The 3,031-nt window shown below is 61.6% G+C and carries 2 protein-coding genes and 1 pseudogene; 1 reads left to right on the top strand and 2 read right to left on the bottom strand.

The features are described from left to right. Positions 1-87 precede the first annotated feature (87 nt). Positions 88-405, top strand: coding sequence for an enoyl-CoA hydratase-related protein (locus AB0N29_RS20875; protein ID WP_364870190.1), 318 nt, complete (start codon positions 88-90; stop codon positions 403-405). A gap of 5 nt (positions 406-410) precedes the next feature. Here AB0N29_RS20875 and istB read toward each other — a convergent pair. Together istB and istA are read right to left on the bottom strand one after the other, a co-directional pair. Continuing rightward, positions 411-1,206: pseudogene (istB, locus tag AB0N29_RS20870) on the bottom strand (IS21-like element helper ATPase IstB). Then, positions 1,199-2,704 (bottom strand): IS21 family transposase, encoded by a 1,506-nt coding sequence (gene istA / locus AB0N29_RS20865; RefSeq protein ID WP_122946716.1) that lies wholly within the window; start codon positions 2,702-2,704, stop codon positions 1,199-1,201. Before istA ends, istB begins: the two are co-directional and overlap by 8 nt. Between the last annotated feature and the right edge of the window lie 327 nt (positions 2,705-3,031).

Genomic DNA, 3,031 nt, shown 5'->3' with positions numbered 1-3,031 from the left:
GCTGTCTGTAACGAACAGGCAGCGACATAGCACAACCTGGAAGCACGCTACCCCGTCCCGTGCGCCGCACATACAAAGGAAGGGAACATGACAGCGCACTACAGGGTGCACGATGACGTGGCGGTTATCACGCTCGACAACCCACCGGTCAATGGGCTCGGGCACACGACACGTCTCGCCATCGTCGAGGCAATGGCCGCAGCAGCAGCCGACGCGGGTGTACGGGCCATTGTCATTACTGGGGCAGACAGCGGCTTCTCGGCCGGAGCGGACATCCGGGAATTCGGCACGCCGAAAGCAACGCAGGAACCGAGCATTCATACGGTCATACGAGCGATTGTTGATTTCCACCGAGTCTTAACCCACCGATTTCATCTAAATCTGACCCACCCTGAGACAGCGTAGTACATCTATTCCGGTGTGGATAACTCTTCGTTACCCGCTGGTTTTGCTGCTCTCTTTCTTGTCGTCTTCGCCTTGGCAGAACTGGTCCTGAAGCGCCACGATTCATTGCCCGTTTCAACGATGTGGCAGTGATGGGTGACGCGGTCCAGCAGCGCTGTCGTCATCTTTGCATCCCCGAACACGCTCGCCCACTCGCCGAAGCTGAGATTGGTCGTGATCGCGACGCTCGTGTGCTCGTAAAGCTTTGAGAGCAGATGGAACAGCAATGCACCGCCGGTCTGGCTGAACGGCAGATAGCCCAGCTCATCGAGAATCACCAGATCGACGTACATCAGCTTGTGGGCGATCTGGCCTTGTTTGCCGATGGACTTCTCCTGCTCCAGGGCGTTGGTCAGCTCGACGGTCGAGAAGTAGCGCACACGCTTGCCGTGGCGCTGTACGGCTTCGATTCCGATCGCTGAGGCGAGGTGCGTCTTGCCAGTGCCCGGACCACCGATGAACACGACGTTGTGCGCGCTTTCGAGGAACGACAGCTCGCTCAGTTCGCGCACCAGCGCTTCGTCGACGTGTGCCTGCGCGAAGTCGAAGCCCTTCAGGTCGCGGTGGGCCGGGAAGCGCAGCGGTCATTTGATAGGCGATCGAGCGCACCTGCCGTTCGGCGGTTTCAGCCATCAACAGCTGCTTCATGAAGCGCTCCGGCTCGAAGTCAGTGTGGCGCGACTGCGCGAGCAGCTCCGGCCACGTGCTCGCCATGCCGTGCAGTTTAAGACCCTTGAGCTGGGCCGCGATATCGTTAGACATGACGATCCTCCGGTGGGTTGGCGCGCAGCGTCTCGTAACGGCTCACGTCGGCCGCGGGCTCTTCCTTGAGCTGGAGTTTCGTCGTGGCGAGGCTGCCATTCGTGACGGGCGCCTTCAGCCGGCTCAGCACGTTCAGGACGTGCTCTGCGCTGGGGCGTCCTGAATCCAGCGCAGCCTGTACGGCGAGCAGCACCGCATCGAGCCCGTGTTCGCGCACCGCAGCGAGCACCTGCGTCATGACGCGATCGCCGCCCGGGTGTTTCAGCAGATGCCGCTGCAGCAGTTGCAGCGGCTGCGGCATCGTGATGAACGGCGCGCCGTTGCGCAGTGCGCCGGGTTTGCGCTCGACCAACGTGACGTAGTGGCGCCAATCGTAGAAGGTCATGTGCCGCTCGAAGCTGCGTTCGTGGCGTGCGATCTCCTGGGCGTTGGCGACGACGCTGAGATATGCCGGATAGCAGCGCACGCTCACCAGCTGGTTCGTGTACTCGGTGGGCACGCTGTAGCGGTTGCGCTGGAAGTGAATCAGGCTGGTCGACGAGACTCGCAGGGTCTGCTCGATGTAGCCGTCAAACGGCCGTGGATTGGGCATCAGCCGGGTACGCTCGTCCTGCAGCACATCCTCGACCGTCAGCTCAGGCCACTGCGGGTGCCGCATGTGCCACGCCTCACGACACTGACCAGCGACCCATTCGTTCAGGATCTCCAGCGTTTCCCAGCGCCGTAGCGCTGCTTCGTGCCAGATCTGACGTCGCCGGTCCTGAACGTTCTTCTCGACGATGCCTTTCTCCCAGCCTGCAGCCCGGTTGCAGAACTCCGGCTCGAACAGGTAGTGACTGCACATCGCTTCGAAGCGCGCGTTGACCGCACGCTCCTTGCCGCGGCCAACCTTGTCCACGGCGGTCTTCATGTTGTCGTAGATGCCGCGCCGCGGCACGCCGCCGAACGCGGCGAACGCGCGGGCGTGCGCATCGAACAGCATCTCGTGACTCTGTGTGGGATAGGCGACGAGCCAGAACGCGCGGCTGGAGTTAAGTTTGACGTGGGCGACCTCCAGGCGTCGCCGCAGCCCGCCAATAAAAGCGTATTCGCAGCTCCAGTCAAACTGGAAGGCTTCGCCGGGTTCGAAGGCGAGCGGCACGAAGGCCTGCCTGCGAGGCGCCTCAGCCTGCTCCTCGTGCCAACGCCTCACGAACGCGCTCACCCGGCCGTAGCTGCCGGCGTAACCCTCGGCGCGGATCGCCTCGAACATGAACCGGGCGGTGCGCCGGTCACGCTTCGGGCGATGACTGTCGGCACGCAGCCAACCTGTCAGCTGTGCGGCCCAGTCGTCGATGACGCTCGGGCTGACGCGCTTCGGATACTTCGGCTCGACAGCATCAGTCTGCCGCAGCCAGCGGCGCACCGTGTTTCGGGACAGGCCCGTACGCCGCGCAATCTCGCGCAGTGGGACCTTCTCGCGGAAATACATCCGCCTGATCTTGGCCAATATGCCCACCGTGATCACCTTTGTATCCCCTGCTCAAAGATTGAGCAGGGCATTCAATCACGTGGGTCAAAATTCGATGAAAATTTCCAGCTCTAGTGGGTCAGTTCTGCCCGGACATCAACAACTGGGAAGACCTTTCTGCTGGAACGGGCCGTAGAACAGTGGAAGGCGGAGGGGAAGTCTGTCCTGTTGATCGTACACCGTCAGGTTTTGGCGGAATCTCTGGCTGCCCGTCTCAAGATGCACTGTTATCTGAAGAAGCTGGAGAGCTACGAGGACCGCGATGAAGTGTTGAAGTACTGCGTGGTGTGTCTCGATAGCCTGTCACGCTATCTC

The sequence above is a fragment of the Nocardioides sp. NPDC092400 genome (assembly GCF_040684155.1).
GTDB lineage: Bacteria > Actinomycetota > Actinomycetes > Propionibacteriales > Nocardioidaceae > Nocardioides.
Note: the sequence above shows the minus strand (reverse complement) of the source record. Positions and strands in the feature narration are given on the sequence as shown.

Bases quoted from the DNA above. Each gene is read 5' to 3' on its own strand.
- AB0N29_RS20875 (WP_364870190.1), top strand. From the start codon at position 88: ATGACAGCGCACTACAGGGTGCACGATGACGTGGCGGTTATCACGCTC.